This is a genomic window from Streptomyces sp. AP-93 (assembly GCF_022808175.1).
In the GTDB taxonomy this organism is placed as follows: Bacteria; Actinomycetota; Actinomycetes; order Streptomycetales; family Streptomycetaceae; genus Streptomyces.
On the sequence record NZ_JALGBX010000015.1, the window covers coordinates 164528 to 182054 of the forward strand.

Sequence of the window (17527 nt, forward strand, 5' to 3'; positions counted from 1 at the left end):
TGCGCTGGGCTACCAGGACTCGAACCTAGAATAAGAGAACCAGAAACTCTCGTGTTGCCAATTACACTATAGCCCACCAAAACGCAAGACCCTGAGGTACTTTCGTTCGGTTAGCGTCTCCGGCCCGGCCTTTCGGCCCGAGCGGGCGGCGCAGAAAGAACATTACCGGATGGCTGACCGTGCTCCAAAACGGGTATCCCCGGCCAGCACCTGCGGGAGCCGCTCGAGTCCGGCGATCCGGTGCACGCCCTCGGGTCCGGGGCCGCGCGATCCGTCGCGGTCGAGCCACACGGCCGTCAGCCCGGCGTCACGGGCCCCGCGCGCGTCGATCTCCGGCTGGTCTCCCACGTAGACCACCTCCCCCGGCTCCAGCCCCATCTCGGCGCACGCGGCGAGGAAGGCCCCGGCCTCGGGCTTGCTGACGCCCAGCTCCACGGCGCACACCAGGACCTCGAAGCGGTCGCGCAGGCCGAGGTGGCGCAGCTTGGGGTCCTGGTTGGCCACGGAGGAGTTGGAGAGCACCCCGTGGCGGTAGCCGGCGGCCAGGGCGTCCAGTACGGGCACCACGTCGGGGAAGAGCTCCCAGGCGGCCGTGTAGTGCTCCACGTACCGCCCGAACCAGTCGTCGGCCTGGGCGTCGGTCAGCAGGGGCTCCCCGAGGAACTCCCGCACCCGGTCCCGGCGCTGCCCCTGGAAGGTGCCCTCCCCGGCCGCGAACCGCTCCCAGTGCCGGTCGGTGATCCGCCGCCACAGCGCGAGCGCCTCGCGCGGAGCCCCGTACCGCTCCGCGAGCCCCTCGTCGACCAGGTGCGCCGCGAGCCCGGCCCGGTCGGCCCCGGTGTAGTCGAAAAGGGTGTCGTCGATGTCCCACAGCACCGCACGGATCGCCATACGGCCGACCCTACGCGGAACGCCCCGGGGGCGGCAGCCCTTTGCGGAGCTGCCGCCCCCGGGGACGGTACGGGTGCTGCTTACGCGGTGGCGAGCTTCGCCAGGGTCGCGTCGATGCGGGACAGGGAGCGGTCCTTGCCCAGGATCTCGAGGGACTCGAAGAGCGGGAGACCGATCGTGCGGCCGGTGACCGCGACGCGTACCGGGGCCTGGGCCTTGCCGAGCTTGAGGCCGTGGGCTTCACCGGCGGTGAGGACCGCCTGCTTGAGCGACTCGGGGTCCGACCAGTCCGCGGCGGCGAGGTTCTCGCGGGCCGTGGTGAGGAGGGCCGCCGGGTCGCCCTTCATCGCCTTGTCCCACGAGGCCTGGTCCTCCACCGGCTCCTTGCGGAACAGGAAGTCGACGTTGGCCGTGATGTCGGAGAGGACCGTGACGCGGGTCTGTGCGTGGGGCGCGATGCGCTCCCAGGCGGCGGCGTCGAAGTCCTCGGGCGCCCAGTTGGCGTGCGGGGCCTGCAGCCACGGGGCGCAGGCGTCCGCGAAGGCCTTCGGGTCGAGCAGGCGGATGTGGTCGCCGTTGATCGACTCGGCCTTCTTGAGGTCGAAGCGCGCCGGGTTGGCGTTGACGTCCGGGATGTCGAACTTCTCCACCATCTCCTCGATCGAGAAGATGTCCTGGTCCTTGGAGAAGGACCAGCCGAGCAGCGAGAGGTAGTTCAGCAGGCCCTCGGGGAGGAAGCCGCGCTCGCGGTACAGGTTGAGGGAGGCCTCGGGGTCGCGCTTGGAGAGCTTCTTGTTGCCCTCGCCCATCACGTACGGCAGGTGGCCGAACGCGGGGGTGTCCTTGGCGACGCCCAGCTCGATCAGCGCCTTGTACAGGGCGATCTGGCGGGGGGTGGAGGAGAGCAGGTCCTCGCCGCGCAGGACGTGGGTGATCTCCATCAGCGCGTCGTCGACCGGGTTGACCAGCGTGTACAGCGGTGCGCCGTTGGCCCGGACGATGCCGAAGTCCGGCACGTTGTCCGGGGTGAAGGTCAGCTCTCCGCGGACCAGGTCCGTGAAGGTGATCGGCTCGTCGGGCATCCGGAAGCGGACGATGGAGGCGCGGTGCTCGCCCTCGTACGCCTCGACCTGCACGGTGGTCAGCTCGCGGCAGTGCCCGTCGTAGCCGGAGGGCTTGCCGGCGGCGCGGGCGGCCGCGCGGCGGGCGTCGAGCTCCTCGGTGGTGCAGTAGCAGTGGTACGCGTAGCCGCCGTCGAGGAGCTTGCGCGCGACATCCTTGTAGATGTCCATGCGCTCGGACTGGCGGTACGGGGCGTGCGGGCCGCCGACCTCGGGGCCCTCGTCCCAGGTGAAGCCGAGCCAGCGCAGCGAGTCGAGCAGCTGGTCGTAGGACTCCTCGGAGTCGCGGGCCGCGTCGGTGTCCTCGATGCGGAAGACGAACGTGCCGCCGTGGTGGCGGGCGAACGCCCAGTTGAAGAGGGCCGTGCGGACCAGACCCACGTGGGGGTTGCCGGTCGGGGACGGACAGAAACGTACGCGGGGGGTCGCGTTAGCCACGCTTGATCACCTTGTTGGTGAGAGTGCCGATGCCTTCGATGGTGACGGCGACCTCGTCGCCGACGTTCAGGGGGCCGACTCCGGCCGGGGTCCCCGTGAGGATGACGTCGCCCGGGAGCAGCGTCATGGCCTCGGTGATGTGCACGATCAGGTCCTCGATGGAGCGGACCATCTCGCTGGTGCGGCCGAGCTGGCGCTGTTCGCCGTTGACGGTGCACTGAATGGCCAGGTCGCTGGGGTCGAGGTCCGTCTCGATCCAGGGGCCGAGGGGGCAGGAGCTGTCGAAGCCCTTGGCGCGGGCCCACTGCTTCTCGCGCTGCTGGACGTCGCGCGCGGTGACGTCGTTGGCGCAGGTGTAGCCGAGGATGACGTCCTTGACGCGCTCGCGCGGGACCTCGCGGCACATGCGGCCGATGACCACGGCGAGCTCCGCCTCGTGGTGGAGGTCCTGGGAGAAGGACGGGTACGCGATCGGGTCGCCCGGGCCGACCACCGAGGTGGAGGGCTTGAAGAAGGTGATGGGGGCGTCCGGACGGCCTTCACTGTCAAAGATGGCGTTACCCAGCTCCGCCGCGTGCTCCGCGTAGTTGCGGCCGATGGCCACGACCTTGTTCGGGAGCACGGGCGGCAGCAGCCGGACCTTGCTCAGCGGGACCTTCGTGCCCGAGAGCTCGAAGTCCGCGAACGGGATGCCCTTGATGATGTCGAGGACGAGCTCACCTTCGGCGCCGGGGGCAGTGCTGCCCTCGACCGCGCCGAACGCGACATTGCCGTCGATCGAGAACCTGGCGATGCGCACGTGTTGCGTCTGCCCCTCTGTATTTCCGCTGGCTGGAGTCTGCGGACTCCAGGCTAACGCGGTGGGGGCCGACGCTTCGCGCGGCTTTCGCCGGACACCCTCTTACTGCGCGGCGGCGACCGGTGCGTTCATGAGGATGGTGCGGCGCGGGTTCGCGGTCTGGGCCGGCAGCTCGACGGTGTGCTCCGGGACCGGCACGGCCTGCAGCTCCTCGGCGTCCTTGAGGTGCGCGAGGGTGGTGCGGCGCGGGTTGGCTATGTTGCGGAACATCATCGTCGTCTTCATCGGAGTGCGAAGCCCTCGGCTCACTAGGTCGGATGGTGGCGGCGGCCGCCGCCGGGATGCCTTCGGAGTGCCACTTGTCGCTCGCGGCAACCCTGTAAAGCTCAAGGCTAAACATCTGAATCCCCCGCCGAACCGGGAAGTAATGGCCACGGCTATGTGAGTTTGCTCACCAGTGGCCAGGCATTACGGGCATAACGGGCAGTCAATTTCGCCCCATAAAACGGACATTGCGCCACTGAATGCGTCATTCCGCTCCCGATCATCGCGACTGGGACAGCTTGCCAGGCGCGAGGTTTGGGCGGCGTAAGTCCGATTCCATATGAATTGGCACGCACGACGGGTAGCGCACGCGTCACCAGACGTGACCGACCGTCCAGCGCAGGACTCGCACCTTGTTGGAGATCCGCCTCTGTGCTGGAATTCGCGGGACCGCCGCGGGAACAGCCGGCGCGCAAATGGCGCGAGACAGCGCCGAGCGCGGCGGCAACGGAGAGGGAGACGCGCCGGTCACCGACGACCACCATGGGGCGCATTGCCCCACGACTCGACACCGTCCCACCGGTCGCCCGGCGGGACGCCTGGTCCAGAGGTTGCGACGCTAGTGCAGGGACGATTCAAGAGGGATGACAAGGGGTCTCCCCAGGCCCGTCAGGGCCGTGGGGAAGCCGCGCCGGAGCAGGACCCGCGCGGCGGGACCGACCGTGGCTCCTCGCCCCAGCACGCCCAGAACCGCGGGCCGGCTGTCGAGAGCGGGGGCCCCGACGGCTCCGTCACGGTGAAGCCCAAGGGCCGCGCCAAGTCCAAGGGCGGCTCCAAGGCCGACGACGAGTCGGGCGGCCGCGACGTCGCGATACCCCAGACCCCCCGTGGGTCCGGTTCCCGCCTCGCCATGCAGAACTGGCGCATCAGTACGCGACTGGTGTCGCTGCTGACCCTGCCGGTCGTCGCCGCCACCACCCTCGGTGGCTTCCGCATCAACGACTCTCTCAACGACATCGCGCAGCTGGAGCACATGCAGCTGCTGACGACGATGACCCGGCAGGCCACCAACCTGGCCGCCATGCTCCAGGCCGAGCGTGACAACTCCGCCGGTCCGCTGTCCGTCGACAAGTCGGGCAAGCCCAGCACCCTCGTCAAGGGTGTCCGCGACTCCACCGACTCCGCCGTCAGGGCCTTCGCCGCCGCGACCGACAAGGTCGACGTCGCCGAGGGCAACGACGAGACGCTCAGGTCGATCCGCAACAACATCCTGCAGATCGCACACGGGCTCAACAACCTCGAAGAGATCCGCAAGGGCGCGTACCAGAACGGCGCCCAGCAGACCGTCACCGAGTACAACGCGCTGGTCGTCTCGCTGCTCTCCCTCTCGCAGGAAATGGCGCAGGCCACCTCGAACCCCGAGATGATCAAGCGCACCCGCGCCCTGGCCGCGTTCTCCTCCGCCAAGGAGTACGCCTCCATCCAGCGCGCGATCATCGCCGCCGCGCTCCCCGCCGACCCCAGGCAGCCCGGCAGCCTCAGCGAGAACGACCGTCTGTACGCCCGCTCCGCGCAGAACAGCGAAGAGCAGGCGCAGAAGACCTTCGAACTCGCCTACCAGGGCAAGCCCGAGGAGCTCCTCGCCTCGCTCGGCGACGGCAACCAGGAAATCGGCAACGCCGACGGCTACGCGCGCCGCGTCCTCGGGAACAAGGACCAGTTCGTCAAGGAGAAGCCCCGGTCCTGGATGGACTGGTACGACGCGGACGACGTGAAGCTCCAGGCCATGAAGGTCATCGAGCTCACCCTGCTCGAGGACATGGAGCAGAAGGCCCGCGAGCTCAAGAACGAGTCGCAGCGCGACGCGCTCATCAACGGTGCGCTGATCCTCCTCGTCCTCGGTGTCTCCCTCGTCGGCGCCTTCGTCATGGCCCGCTCGATGATCCGCTCCCTGCGCCGCCTCCAGGACACCGCGACCCGCGTCGCCCAGGACCGGCTGCCCGAGCTCGTCAAGCAGCTGTCCGAGTCCGACCCGCAGGACGTGGACACGACGGTGGAGTCCGTCGGTCTGCACACCCGCGACGAGATCGGCCAGGTGGCCGCGGCCTTCGACGACGTGCACCGCGAGGCCGTCCGCCTCGCCGCCGAGCAGGCCCTCCTGCGAGGCAACGTCAACGCGATGTTCACCAACCTCTCGCGCCGTTCGCAGGGCCTCATCCAGCGCCAGCTCTCGCTCATCTCCGAGCTGGAGTCGCGCGAGGCCGACCCGGACCAGCTGTCCTCGCTCTTCAAGCTCGACCACCTCGCGACCCGCATGCGCCGTAACGGCGAAAACCTCCTCGTCCTCGCGGGCGAGGAGCCGGGCCGCCGGTGGACCCGCCCCGTCCCGCTCGTCGACGTGCTCCGTGCCGCGGCGTCCGAGGTGGAGCAGTACGAGCGCATCGAACTCTCGTCGGTGCCCGGCACCGACGTCGCCGGCCGCGTCGTCAACGACCTCGTGCACCTGCTCGCCGAGCTGCTGGAGAACGCCACCTCGTTCTCCTCCCCGCAGACCAAGGTGAAGGTCACCGGGCACGCGCTGCCCGACGGCCGCGTGCTCGTCGAGATCCACGACACCGGCATCGGCCTCTCCCCCGAGGACCTCGCCGCGATCAACGAGCGGCTCGCGTCGCCGCCGACCGTGGACGTCTCCGTCTCCCGCCGCATGGGCCTGTTCGTGGTCGGCCGCCTGTCCCTGCGACACGGCATCCGCATCCAGCTCCGCCCCTCCGACTCGGGCGGTACGACGGCCCTCGTCATGCTCCCGGTGGACGTCGCCCAGGGCGGCAAGAAGCCGGCCCCGATGCCCGGCCAGGGCGGTCAGGGTTCCCCCGGCGCCCCCGGTCAGGGTGGTCCCGGCGGCCAGGCGCAGGGCTCGATCCCCGCTCCCGGCGCGCGTCCCCCCGTGGGCGCCGCCCCGCAGCGCGGCCAGGTTTCGGCCGGCAGCCAGCGCGCGGCCCTGCCGGGCCGCGACGGCGCCCCCGGCGGTCAGCCCCAGGGCCCCGGCCCGCAGGGCGGACGGCCTCAGCAGCAGGGCCCCGGCGGCCAGACGCAGAGCGCCTTCGGTTCGGGTGCTCCGCTGCCCGGCCGCGGTCCGGTCTCCGGTCCCGGCGGCCCGGGCGGCTTCGGCGGTCCGCAGGCCCGTCCGGCCGGCGGCCCCACGGCGTCCGGTCCCGGCGGCTTCCCGCAGGGCAACGGCTTCGAGCGCCCTCAGCAGCCCCAGCAGCAGGCTCCGTTCCAGCCCCAGCAGCCGGCCCCGCAGCAGGGTCAGGGTCAGCAGGGTCCGGGCCAGCAGCAGACCGGCGGCCCGGCCGGCCGCAGCCCCCGGCCGCAGCTCCCGCCGCGCGGTGGCGCGCCCCGTCCGGAGCTCCCGGGCGCGGTCGGCGGCCCCGCCGCGATGCCCCAGACCACCAGTTGGGGTGCGGGCCAGCGCGGGCAGCACGACGTTCCGCGCGGCCACGACGAGCTGTCGGGCCCCGGTTCCACGTCCGAGTTCCCCCGCCCCGACTTCAACGCCCCGGCTCCCCAGGCCGGCGGCCACGACAACGGCGCCACGGGCCAGTTCGCCCGTCCCGACTTCGGCGACCCGGCCTCCACCGGCCAGTTCGCCCGCCAGGACTTCGGCGACCCGGCCTCCACGGGGCAGTTCGCCCGCCAGGACTTCCAGGCCCAGCGGCCCGGTGGCCCCGGTGTCGGCGGCTACGCCCAGCCCGGCCAGGCCCCCCAGCCGCAGTCGCAGCCCCAGGGCAACTACGCCCCCGTACCGACTCCGCGCGCAGAGGCTCCGCGGCTGCCGCAGGCGACCCGGCCGGAGGCACTGCCCCCGGCCGGTCCGGGCACCGGCGAGGGCCGCAGCCCGATCTTCGACACGCTGGAGTCGAACTGGTTCCGCCAGGAGGCCGCTCAGGCCGCCGGGCAGGCGCCGACGGCCGTACCCCAGCAGCAGGGCCAGCAGGCGCAGCAGTCCGCTCCGGCGGCTCCGGCTCCGGCCTCCCCCCAGCGCCCGCAGCAGCACCAGCTGCCGCAGCGCGCCCAGGAGGAGGCTCCGGCCGAGTCCGCGCAGACGGCCACCGGCGCCGTGCCGACCGTGAGCTGGCGCTCCTCGCCGAACGACGAGCTGATGCGGCAGGCCGAGCGCGTGCGCCAGCCCGCCGCCGGCGGTATCACCACGTCGGGTCTGCCCCGCCGGGTCCCGCGGGCGAACCTCGTGGCCGGCACCGCGCAGCAGCAGGCCGAAGCACAGGCCGGCCCCCAGGTTTCGCGATCCCCGGACGATGTCCGCGGGCGTCTCACCAACCTCCGACGCGGTATCCAGCAGGGTCGGCAGGCCGGCACCACCGGCCCGGCCACCGGCAGTTACCACGTCGACCCCACTTACCAGCAGGAGCGATAGTTGAGTTCGATGAGCCAGGCGGCACAGAACCTGAACTGGTTGATCACGAACTTCGTGGACAACACCCCCGGGGTGTCCCACACCGTGGTGGTCTCCGCCGACGGCCTCCTTCTGGCGATGTCCGAAGGCTTCCCCCGCGACCGGGCCGACCAGCTCGCCGCGGTGGCCTCCGGGCTGACCTCCCTCACCGCGGGTGCGTCCCGCATCTTCGAGGGTGGCGCCGTCAACCAGACGGTGGTGGAGATGGACCGCGGATTCCTCTTCCTGATGTCCGTCTCCGACGGATCCTCGCTGGCCGTACTGGCGCACCCCGAGTGCGACATCGGCCTCGTGGGTTACGAGATGGCCCTCCTCGTGGACCGCGCCGGCAGTGTCCTCACCCCGGACCTGCGCGCGGAACTGCAGGGAAGCCTGCTCATCTGACTGCCGCTCTCCCGGCCGGACGGTACTGCCGGCCGGGGGACCGGGGCCGCGGCCCCGGAACCCAGTACCACCGCCAGGCCGTCATACCGTCCCCCCACCGGCCGCCCCGTCAGACGGCACGCTGACCTTTGCTGTCCAGCCCGGAGGATCAATGACCCCGCCCCCCGCCTATTCCGATCAGTACGGAGACTCGTACTCGGAAGGCGACCAGCCGCTGGTTCGTCCGTACGCGATGACCGGTGGCCGGACCCGACCGCGCTACCAGCTCGCCATCGAGGCCCTGGTCAGCACCACGGCCGATCCGATGCACCTGTCCGGGCTGCTCCCGGAGCACCAGCGCATCTGCACCCTGTGCCGTGAGGTCAAGTCGGTCGCGGAGGTCTCCGCGCTGCTGAACATGCCGCTCGGTGTCGCACGGATCCTCGTCGCCGACCTGGCGGAGGCCGGCATGGTGGCCATCCACCAGCCGGGCAATGGAGAGGCCGGCGGAACGCCGGATGTAACGCTGCTCGAGAGGGTTCTCAGTGGACTTCGCAAGCTCTAACGGTGGGGCGGCTCCTCGCTCCACCACCTCCGCGAAGATCGTGGTGGCGGGTGGTTTCGGCGTGGGCAAGACCACGTTCGTCGGCGCCGTCTCCGAGATCAACCCGCTGCGCACCGAGGCCGTGATGACGTCCGCGAGCGCGGGCATCGACGACCTGACCCACACCGGGGACAAGACGACCACCACGGTCGCCATGGACTTCGGCCGCATCACCCTGGACCAGGACCTGATCCTGTACCTCTTCGGTACTCCCGGTCAGGACCGCTTCTGGTTCATGTGGGACGACCTCGTGCGCGGCGCGATCGGGGCGATCGTCCTGGTCGACACGCGGCGCCTGGCCGACTGCTTCCCGGCCGTCGACTACTTCGAGAACAGCGGCCTGCCGTTCGTCGTGGCGCTCAACGGCTTCGAGGGGCACCAGCCCTACACCCCGGAGGAAGTCCGCGAGGCCCTGCAGATCGGCCCGGACGCCCCCATCATCACCACCGACGCCCGCCACCGCGCGGACGCCAAGAGCGCGCTCATCACGCTCGTCGAGCACGCCCTGATGGCGCGGCTCAAGTAGGGCTGCGCCGCGGGGCGAGTGCTTCACCGGCTGGTTTGGGGGCGGGCTGTGTCATAGGACACGGCCCGCCCCCCTTCGTTCATAACGTTTCGACAGAGAATTGCCGGTAGTTGGCGACACGGTGCGTTCGCCCGGTGTCGCTGCGCTCACAACTGGCCCCGTTTTTGCCGCAGGACGCTCTTTATGTCCGATTTATGTGGGGCATAAGGCTCTAGGAATGGCCGATTTCAACTGTTTGGAACACGGCCGTTAACCGTGCTGGAATTCAACGAACTAGCTAGTAGCACCGCCGAGAGGTTGTTGGTCGAGTGAGGCGAAGCAACTCGAGCCCCGCGGATGAACCCGCGCGCGGCAACTTCACCCCGCCGCCGCGCGCGGCCGCGTCATCCTTTGACGTACCCGTGGAACCATCCGTGAGCGGTGGAAGCACCAGCAGGTTCTCGCCCCGCAACTGGCGCGTGCCGACCCGTCTGAACGCCATCCTGCTCGTCCCGGTCCTCGTCGGACTGGTCATGGGCGGCTTCCAGGTGAAGGGGTCCATCGACACCTGGGACGAGGCCAAGGACGCCGAGAAGACCGCCGTCATCGTCCAGGCCGCCGCCGAGTACGGCCAGGCGCTCCTCAACGAGCGCGACCTGACGGCCGAGCCCCTGCTCAAGGGCCAGCGCGAGTCCGAGCCCGTACTGGCGGCGTACGCCGCCACCGACGCGGCCAAGGCCAAGTTCACCGAGGCCGCGAAGGACCTGCCCGAGGGCCAGGGCCTGGAGCGCCGCCTCGAGCTCTTCCGCCAGGAGGAGCCGAAGCTGGAGCAGGTCCGCAAGACGGCCTACCTGGCGCAGCTGGAGACGCCGAAGAAGGCCCTCCCCAAGGCCATGGGCCCGATCCCGACCGAAGAGGGGTACGTGCTGGTCCAGCACTACCTCATGCAGTTCTCCAACGAGCTGGGCCTCGGCACCGGCAACGTGACCTCGTACGGCCGCATGGTCTACGCGCTCGAGCTGTCCAAGGCCGCGAACTCGCTGCAGCGCTCGGTGGGCACGCACCTGCTGGTGCGGCCGAACGACGACGAGGACATCCGCAAGGCCCAGCTCGTCGCCTTCTCCTCGTACGCGTACCTCGAAGAGATCGCCATCGGCGAGTACGTCGCCGCCGGCACCGACGAGGACGTCGCGCGCCTGAAGGACATCATGGGCGCGAAGTCCGAGGAGGGCGCCAAGAAGCTCGTCGACGCCAAGCAGGCGGCCGAGCAGGCGGGCACCGTCTTCCGGGCTCCTCCGGTGGTCAATGGTTCCGCGCTCACCGGCATGACCGAGGCGATAGCCGGCGGCGCGAAGCCGGCCGCCCTCGCCCTGGGCGGTACCACCCCGGCGGCCTGGCAGGCTGCCGCGACCGCCAAGTTCGACGGCTACAACCAGCTCGAGAAGGAACTCCTCGACAAGGCTCTGGGGGACGCCGGATCGGTCTCCGACGAGGCCCGCAACGACGCCATCCTGACCGGCGCCATCGTGGTCGTGGCCCTGCTCGCCGCCTTCATCCTGGCCGGCATGATGGCCCGCCAGATGGGCCGGGCGATGCGCCGTCTGCGCGGTGCCGCCTTCGACATCGCCGAGCAGCGCCTGCCGATGCTCGTCGACCAGCTCTCGCGCACCGACCCGGGCAAGGTCGACACCCGGGTGGTGCCGATCCCGATCGACTCCCAGGACGAGATCGGCGAGGTCGCCCGCGCCTTCGACCAGGTCCACCGGGAGGCCGTCCGGCTCGCCGCCGAGCAGGCCCTCCTGCGGGGCAACGTCAACGCGATCTTCACGAACCTCTCCATGCGCAACCAGTCGCTGATCGAGGGCCAGCTGAGCCTGATCACCGAGCTGGAGAACAACGAGGCCGACCCGGACCAGCTGGAGAACCTCTTCCGCCTGGACCACCTGGCCACCCGCATGCGCCGCAACGGCGAGAACCTCCTCATCCTCGCGGGTGAGGAGCCGGGCCGCCGCTGGGACCAGCCGGTCCCCCTCGTCGACGTCCTGCGCGCCGCCTCCTCCGAGGTGGAGCAGTACGAGCGCGTCGAGCTGTCGGGCGTCTCCGACGCCGAGATCCACGGCCAGGCCGTGACCGACCTCGTGCACCTGCTCGCCGAGCTCCTGGAGAACGCCACCACCTTCTCCTCCCCGCAGACCAAGGTCCGGGTCAACGCGACGCGTCTGCCCGACGGCCGCGTGATGGTCGAGATCCACGACAAGGGAATCGGCCTGACGGCCGAGGACTTCGCGGACATCAACCACAAGCTGGCCAACCCGCCGACCGTGGACGCCGCGATCTCGCAGCGCATGGGTCTGTTCGTGGTCGGCCGGCTGGCCGACCGGCACGGCATCCGCGTCCAGCTGCGCCCCTCGGGCGAAGCGGCCGGCACCACCTCGCTGGTCATGCTCCCCGACGCCATCACCCACGGTGGCGGTGGCGAGGAGGTCCCGGCGGACGACTTCACGGTCTCCCAGATGATCCCGCGCCAGCAGGCCCAGCAGCCGGCTCCGCTGCGCACGGCCGCCGAGCTCGGCTTCGACGACTCCCGCTACGAGGTCCACCGGGCCGACCAGCCGGGTTACGACGAGCCCGCCGCCGACCCGGTCGGCCGCTCCCTGGGCCGTGAGGAGCGCCGGGCCGCGCTGGAGGCGCAGGTCGGCTACCCGCAGGCGCAGCCGGCGTACGACGAGCCCGCGGCGGAGTATCCGGAACCGCAGCCGGAGCACGCGTACCAGCCGTACCAGGGCTACGAGCAGCAGCCCGCGCAGGGCTACGACCTCGGTTACGAATCCGCTCAGGCCGGGCAGGGATACGACGCGTACACCCAGCAGGAGTACGCGTATCCGGAACCCGGGTACACGGATCAGCGACAGGATCTCCCGGCCTATGACGGCGGGTACGATTCCCCCTCCGCAGCTGCGGAGTGGCCCCAGCAGAACACCTACTCGGGCTCCTACCAGCAGGATTACGGGACCGAATCGGAATCACCGGCCGCTCCCGAACCGGCCCCGGAGCGCGTAGGCTTCGACCGTCCGGGCGCCACTGCCGACGCCGGCCACCAGGTGACCGGGGCGGGCCTGCCGCGACGCGGCAGCCAGCCGCAGCAGCGGCCGGGACAGCAGGAAGCGGAGTCCTCCGGATCCCTCTTCGAGCAGCGGCCGCAGCGTCAGCAGCAGCCCGCGGCGCCGGAGCGGGCCACCGGGGAAACGGAAGGCCCTGCCGACTGGCGCTCGAACAACGACGAGCGCTGGCAGCAGGCCGCCAAGCTCCGTGAGCCGAAGGCGGGCGGGGTCACCCCGTCCGGTCTCCCTCGGCGGGTGCCCAAGGCCAACCTGGTCGAGGGTGCCGCGGAGACGACTCCGCAGGGCGGCCCCCAGGTCTCCCGGGCCCCGGAGGACGTCCGTGGCAGGTTGAGCAACCTGCGACGCGGTGTCGAGCAGGGCCGCAACGCGGGATCCGAGCAGTCAAGTAACAGCTATGACCAGGAGCGTTAGTGTGAGCGCGATGAGCCAGGCGGCACAGAACCTGAACTGGTTGATCACGAACTTCGTGGACAACACCCCAGGGGTGTCTCACACGGTGGTGGTCTCCGCCGACGGCCTCCTTCTGGCTATGTCCGAGGGCTTCCCCCGCGACCGGGCCGACCAGCTCGCCGCGGTGGCCTCCGGGCTGACCTCCCTCACCGCGGGTGCCTCGCGCATCTTCGAGGGCGGCGCCGTCAACCAGACCGTTGTGGAGATGGACCGGGGATTCCTCTTCCTCATGTCCGTCTCCGACGGATCCTCGCTCGCGGTGCTCGCACACCCCGAGTGCGACATCGGCCTCGTGGGTTACGAGATGGCCCTTCTGGTGGATCGCGCGGGCAGTGTCCTCACCCCGGACCTGCGCGCGGAACTGCAGGGCGGGCTTCTCAACTAGCAGACAGGCAGTGCGTTTCGCGTCACTGCACCATAGGGTGCGGTGGCGCGGTTCCACAGGGAGTACTGCGTACTTGGAGTCGGAGGAGGAAACGTGACAACACCCGGAGGACATCCCTATGGCGGCGCGCAGCAGCCGCAGGGTGGGCACGACCAGAACCGCTTCAACTTCCCTTCCGCTCCCAGCAACCGGCCCGCGCCGGAGCACGACCCGGCCGCCGGGCAGCAGCCGTACCAGCGGCAGCCCTACCAGCAGCAGCCGTACGGCCGGCCGCAGCAGCCGGGCCAGTCCTACCGGTCCCCGCAGCAGCCTCCGCGCGGTGGCCGTCCGCAGGCTCCGCAGGCGCACAACCCGCTGGTGCGTCCGTACGCGATGACCGGTGGCCGGACCCGTCCGCGCTACCAGCTCGCCATCGAGGCCCTGGTCAGCACCACGGCCGACCCCGCGCGTCTGCAAGGGCAGTTGCCCGAGCACCAGCGCATCTGCCTCCTGTGCCAGGAGATCAAATCCGTCGCGGAGATCTCGGCACTTCTTTCCATTCCTCTTGGCGTAGCCCGGATCCTCGTCGCCGACCTGGCGGAGGCGGGCCTCGTAGCCATCCACCAGCCCGGCGGCGACGAGTCCGCCGGCGGCCAGCCAGATGTGACACTGCTCGAAAGGGTGCTCAGTGGACTTCGCAAGCTCTAACGGCGGAGCGGCTCCTCGCTCCACCACCTCCGCGAAGATCGTGGTGGCGGGTGGCTTCGGCGTGGGCAAGACCACGTTCGTCGGCGCCGTCTCCGAGATCAACCCCCTGCGCACCGAGGCCGTCATGACGAGCGCCTCCGCCGGCATCGACGACCTGACCCACACCGGGGACAAGACGACCACCACGGTCGCCATGGACTTCGGCCGCATCACCCTGGACCAGGACCTGATCCTGTACCTCTTCGGTACTCCCGGTCAGGACCGCTTCTGGTTCATGTGGGACGACCTCGTCCGCGGCGCCATCGGCGCCGTGGTCCTCGTCGACACCCGCCGTCTCGCCGACTGCTTCCCCGCCGTCGACTATTTCGAGAACAGCGGCCTGCCCTTCGTCATCGCCCTCAACGGCTTCGACGGGCACCAGCCCTACACCCCGGAGGAAGTCCGCGAGGCCCTGCAGATCGGCCCGGACGCCCCCATCATCATCACCGACGCCCGCCACCGCACGGACGCCAAGAGCGCGCTCATCACCCTGGTCGAGCACGCCCTCATGGCCCGCCTGCGGTAGCCGTCCCGGCCGCATGGGAAAGCCCCCCGCACTCCGAGGAGTGCGGGGGGCTTTCTCGTGCTTCGGGGTACTAGCCCTGCCAGCTGCGCGGGCCGCGGAAGCCGGGGGTGCGCTCCAGGCGGCGCCAGCCGGCCTGGGAGCGGACGGCGGCAGCCGAGGTCTCTTCGGGGGCGGCCGCGGCGCGGGCGAGCAGGATCGCGGTGATCGCGGCCAGCTCCTCGGGCTCGGCGTTGCCCTTCTCGACCTTCAGCAGGGTGCCTGTGGCGTTGCTCATCGGTGGCAGTTCTCCTTCGACGTCTACTGGGGCGGGTTGCCGTGCTTGCGCGACGGCAGGTCCGCGTGCTTGTTGCGGAGCATCGCGAGGGCGGCGACGAGGACCTCGCGGGTTTCCGCGGGGTCGATCACGTCGTCGACGAGGCCTCGCTCGGCCGCGTAGTACGGGTGCATCAGCTCGGCCTTGTACTCCTTGACCATGCGCGCGCGCATCGCCTCGGGGTCTTCGGCGTCCGCGATCTGCTTGCGGAAGATGACGTTGGCGGCGCCCTCGGCGCCCATCACCGCGATCTCGTTGGTGGGCCACGCGTAGGTCAGGTCGGCGCCGATGGACTGGGAGTCCATGACGATGTACGCGCCGCCGTAGGCCTTGCGCAGGATCAGCGAGATCCGCGGCACGGTCGCGTTGCAGTACGCGTACAGCAGCTTCGCGCCGTGGCGGATGATGCCGCCGTGCTCCTGGTCGACGCCCGGCAGGAAGCCGGGCACGTCCAGCAGCGTGATGATCGGGATGTTGAAGGCGTCGCAGAGCTGGACGAAGCGCGCCGCCTTCTCGGAGGCGTGGATGTCCAGGACGCCGGCGAGGTGGCCGGGCTGGTTGGCCACGATTCCGACGACCTGGCCGTCCATCCGCGCGAGCGCGCAGATGATGTTGCGGGCCCAGCGCTCGTGGATCTCCAGGACGTCGCCCTCGTCGACGAGCTCCTCGATCACCTTGAGCATGTCGTACGGGCGGTTGCCGTCGGCGGGCACGAGGTCGAGCAGGACGTCGGACCGGCGGTCGGCCGGGTCGCTGGTCTCGTGGACCGGGGGGTTCTCGCGGTTGTTGGAGGGCAGCATCGTGATGAGGTAGCGGACCTCGGAGATGCAGGTCTCCTCGTCGTCGTACGCGAAGTGCGCGACGCCCGAGGTCTCGGCGTGCACGTCGGCGCCGCCGAGGCCGTTCTGGGTGATCTCCTCGCCGGTCACCGCGCGGACCACGTCCGGGCCGGTGATGAACATCTGCGAGGTCTCCCGGACCATGAACACGAAGTCCGTCAGCGCCGGGGAGTAGGCCGCGCCGCCCGCGCAGGGGCCCAGCATCACCGAGATCTGCGGGATGACACCCGAGGCCTTGGTGTTGCGCTGGAAGATGCCGCCGTAACCGGCCAGCGCCGAGACGCCCTCCTGGATACGGGCACCCGCACCGTCGTTCAGGGAGACCAGCGGGGCACCGGCCGCGATGGCCATGTCCATGATCTTGTGGATCTTCGTCGCATGGGCCTCGCCCAGGGCGCCGCCGAAGATCCGGAAGTCGTGCGCGTAGACGAAGACCGTACGGCCCTCGACCGTGCCCCAGCCGGTGATGACACCGTCGGTGTAGGGCTTCTTGGCCTCCAGGCCGAACCCGGTCGCGCGGTGGCGACGCAGCTGCTCGACCTCCTTGAAGGAACCTTCGTCGAGCAGCAACGCGATCCGCTCGCGGGCGGTGAGCTTGCCCTTGGCATGCTGCGCTTCGGTCGCCCGGTCACTCGGGCCGCGCCGCGCCTGCTCGCGCAGGTCGTGCAGCTCGGCCACGCGCCCGCGGGCGTCCGTCGGCTCGCTCGGAATCTGGTCCACAACGGTCATGTAATGACCTTACGAAGCCGGACCGGAAAAACCCTCCGTCGAATCCACACAGTGTCGGGTGTCTTCCGCTGTCCGTCCCGGACAGAACCGTCCGGGGTGCAGCGGGGCCCACCAGGCAGGACCTTGGTCCTTTGTCGGTTTCTCACAAAACCCCCGCCAAGCCGTCGCCAAGACACGGCCAAGTCACCCGCAAGAAGTACAGAGGTTGAAATTTGAACGGAATGGGTCTAGCGTCGTTGTTGTTGAAAGTTCAACGAGTGCCGACATCGACGAGCGGCACCCCCCACAAAGGAGCAGTCATGGGTCTCTTCACCCGCCGCGCGCAGGACACCGCCACCACCACGACCGCCGTCGCCACCCTCGACGTGGACCCGGCCCTCGCCGCACTCACCGGTGACTACGTCATCGACGCCTCCCACAGCAGCATCGGCTTCACCGTCCGCCACGCGATGGTCACCAACGTGCGCGGTGCCTTCGCCGACCACGAGGGCGCCCTGCACCTGGACGGCGCCGACCCGTCCCGCTCCACCGCCTCCATCGACGTGAAGATCGCCTCCATCGACACCGGCATCGGCGACCGCGACGGCCACCTGCGCTCGGGCGACTTCTTCGACACCGAGACCTTCCCGCTGATGACCTTCCGCTCCACCGAGGCGCAGCAGCTCGGCGGCGACAAGTACCGCATCACCGGCGAGCTGACCATCAAGGACGTCACGCGCCCGCTCTCCATCGACCTGGAGTTCGGCGGCGCGGCCACCGACGTCTACGGCAACGAGCGCGTCGGGTTCGAGGGCTCGGCCGAGATCCTGCGCTCCGACTGGGGCCTGACCTGGAACGCGGCGCTGGAGACCGGTGGCGTGATGGTCAGCGACAAGGTGAAGCTGACCTTCGACATCTCGGCGATCAAGCAGGCGTGATCCCGGGTGTGATCCCGAGTGTGAATCCGGGTGTGACCCCGGCCGGGGGCGGGGCCGGGGGCGG

At 70.2% G+C, this 17527-nt stretch carries 15 protein-coding genes and 1 tRNA gene; 9 read left to right on the forward strand and 7 right to left on the reverse strand.

Features of this window, described 5'->3' with window-relative positions:
• Window positions 1-4: 4 nt before the first annotated feature.
• The 5 genes from MTF69_RS24525 to MTF69_RS24545 all read right to left on the reverse strand — a co-directional run bounded on the left by MTF69_RS24525 (window position 5) and on the right by MTF69_RS24545 (window position 3534).
• A tRNA-Gln gene (locus tag MTF69_RS24525) sits at window positions 5-76 on the reverse strand.
• Between the two features lie 86 nt (window positions 77-162).
• The gene (locus tag MTF69_RS24530) at window positions 163-891 is read right to left on the reverse strand and encodes an HAD family hydrolase (RefSeq protein ID WP_243337742.1); all 729 of its coding nucleotides are present in this window, start codon (window positions 889-891) and stop codon (window positions 163-165) included.
• An 80-nt stretch (window positions 892-971) separates the two neighbouring features.
• Window positions 972-2450 (reverse strand): glutamate--tRNA ligase, encoded by a 1479-nt coding sequence (gltX, locus tag MTF69_RS24535; RefSeq protein WP_243337748.1) that lies wholly within the window; start codon window positions 2448-2450, stop codon window positions 972-974.
• Complete coding sequence (locus tag MTF69_RS24540) at window positions 2443-3249, reverse strand: fumarylacetoacetate hydrolase family protein (protein WP_243337749.1); 807 nt, start codon at window positions 3247-3249, stop codon at window positions 2443-2445. Before MTF69_RS24540 ends, gltX begins: the two co-directional genes overlap by 8 nt.
• A 102-nt stretch (window positions 3250-3351) precedes the next feature.
• Window positions 3352-3534 (reverse strand): hypothetical protein, encoded by a 183-nt coding sequence (locus MTF69_RS24545; RefSeq protein ID WP_243337750.1) that lies wholly within the window; start codon window positions 3532-3534, stop codon window positions 3352-3354.
• Window positions 3535-4135: 601 nt separating this feature from the next.
• Here MTF69_RS24545 and MTF69_RS24550 point away from each other — a divergent pair.
• The 8 genes from MTF69_RS24550 to MTF69_RS24585 all read left to right on the forward strand — a co-directional run bounded on the left by MTF69_RS24550 (window position 4136) and on the right by MTF69_RS24585 (window position 14665).
• Complete coding sequence (locus MTF69_RS24550; RefSeq protein ID WP_243337751.1) at window positions 4136-7945, forward strand: nitrate- and nitrite sensing domain-containing protein; 3810 nt, start codon at window positions 4136-4138, stop codon at window positions 7943-7945.
• Between the two features lie 9 nt (window positions 7946-7954).
• The gene (locus MTF69_RS24555) at window positions 7955-8368 is read left to right on the forward strand and encodes a roadblock/LC7 domain-containing protein (RefSeq protein ID WP_008739864.1); all 414 of its coding nucleotides are present in this window, start codon (window positions 7955-7957) and stop codon (window positions 8366-8368) included.
• Window positions 8369-8519: 151 nt separating this feature from the next.
• A complete protein-coding gene (locus tag MTF69_RS24560) occupies window positions 8520-8912 on the forward strand; it encodes a DUF742 domain-containing protein (RefSeq protein ID WP_243337752.1) in 393 nt (130 codons plus the stop codon).
• Complete coding sequence (locus MTF69_RS24565; RefSeq protein ID WP_243337754.1) at window positions 8893-9477, forward strand: ATP/GTP-binding protein; 585 nt, start codon at window positions 8893-8895, stop codon at window positions 9475-9477. Before MTF69_RS24560 ends, MTF69_RS24565 begins: the two co-directional genes overlap by 20 nt.
• Window positions 9478-9785: 308 nt before the next feature.
• Window positions 9786-12989: a nitrate- and nitrite sensing domain-containing protein gene (locus MTF69_RS24570; RefSeq protein WP_243337756.1), complete on the forward strand. Its 3204-nt coding sequence runs from the start codon at window positions 9786-9788 to the stop codon at window positions 12987-12989.
• A gap of 10 nt (window positions 12990-12999) precedes the next feature.
• Window positions 13000-13413: a roadblock/LC7 domain-containing protein gene (locus MTF69_RS24575; protein WP_243337850.1), complete on the forward strand. Its 414-nt coding sequence runs from the start codon at window positions 13000-13002 to the stop codon at window positions 13411-13413.
• 93 nt (window positions 13414-13506) lie between these two features.
• Entirely contained in the window at window positions 13507-14100 is a 594-nt protein-coding gene (locus MTF69_RS24580; RefSeq protein WP_243337758.1) for a DUF742 domain-containing protein, read from the forward strand.
• The gene (locus MTF69_RS24585) at window positions 14081-14665 is read left to right on the forward strand and encodes an ATP/GTP-binding protein (protein WP_243337760.1); all 585 of its coding nucleotides are present in this window, start codon (window positions 14081-14083) and stop codon (window positions 14663-14665) included. The genes MTF69_RS24580 and MTF69_RS24585 overlap by 20 nt, the downstream gene beginning before the upstream one ends.
• 70 nt (window positions 14666-14735) lie before the next feature.
• Here MTF69_RS24585 and MTF69_RS24590 read toward each other — a convergent pair whose 3' ends face one another.
• A complete protein-coding gene (locus MTF69_RS24590) occupies window positions 14736-14939 on the reverse strand; it encodes an acyl-CoA carboxylase subunit epsilon (RefSeq protein WP_243337762.1) in 204 nt (67 codons plus the stop codon).
• Window positions 14940-14962: 23 nt separating this feature from the next.
• Complete coding sequence (locus tag MTF69_RS24595) at window positions 14963-16546, reverse strand: acyl-CoA carboxylase subunit beta (protein ID WP_243337765.1); 1584 nt, start codon at window positions 16544-16546, stop codon at window positions 14963-14965.
• 299 nt (window positions 16547-16845) lie between these two features.
• On the opposite strand from MTF69_RS24595, the gene MTF69_RS24600 reads away from it, so the two are divergent.
• Window positions 16846-17463 (forward strand): YceI family protein, encoded by a 618-nt coding sequence (locus MTF69_RS24600; protein ID WP_243337766.1) that lies wholly within the window; start codon window positions 16846-16848, stop codon window positions 17461-17463.
• The last annotated feature ends 64 nt before the right edge of the window (window positions 17464-17527 follow it).